General features: G+C 62.1%; 1 pseudogene. It reads right to left on the bottom strand.

What is annotated here, in order from left to right:
• Positions 1-635: pseudogene (locus PX554_RS26555) on the bottom strand (hypothetical protein); the annotation flags it as partial.
• Between the last annotated feature and the right edge of the window lie 33 nt (positions 636-668).

Below are 668 nucleotides of genomic sequence, written 5' to 3' on the forward strand. Positions count from 1 at the left end.
CGTCGAATAATTTTATACGCCTCGAAACAGAGACTTACCGTGAGACGAGACACCATCTGCAAACATAAGAAGAAGCAACTCGACTTTGGCGGAACCGGCAGGCCGGCGGCCTCGATACGGGCCGCGCACCGATCGCGGGTCCAGTTCCACTCGCGCAGTGGATAGCGGCACTCGAAGAGCGGATCGTCGAGCGCGGAGGCATGGGCGTAGCGGCGTGTGTCGGCGGGCGATGCGTCATAGCCGATCAGGCGTGTGACCTTCTGCCCGCGTGTCCACGCGGCCTTGGCCGGCGCCCACTGCTTCAGGAACGCATCCTGCGGCGCGACCTTCCATTTGAGCGAGCAGCTGTGCCGCCCCAGGCTGATGCTGGGAAGCGTCGCGTTGGTCAGCACGTTCGCGAGGATCGAATAGTAAGGCGGCCAGTGCTTGAAGCGCTGGGGCACGTAGCGGACCACCTCATAGGGAATGTGCCGTGCTGCCATCCAGGCGGCGATCAGCTTCTGATATTCATAAGTTTCCGGCTTCTCGGCACCGGGATCGGCGGTGAGAACGAGATCCGGCACCTCGCTGCGGGCGTGCAGCTCGACGAGGAGCTCTGAGCGGAACCGATTAGCGCCCTTTGCGGAAGCAGTTATACTGAACCGGCAATTCGAGTCGTTCCCGCAAGG

The sequence above is a fragment of the Sphingomonas pollutisoli genome, from assembly GCF_029167165.1.
Taxonomy (GTDB): Bacteria; Pseudomonadota; Alphaproteobacteria; order Sphingomonadales; family Sphingomonadaceae; genus Sphingomonas; species Sphingomonas pollutisoli.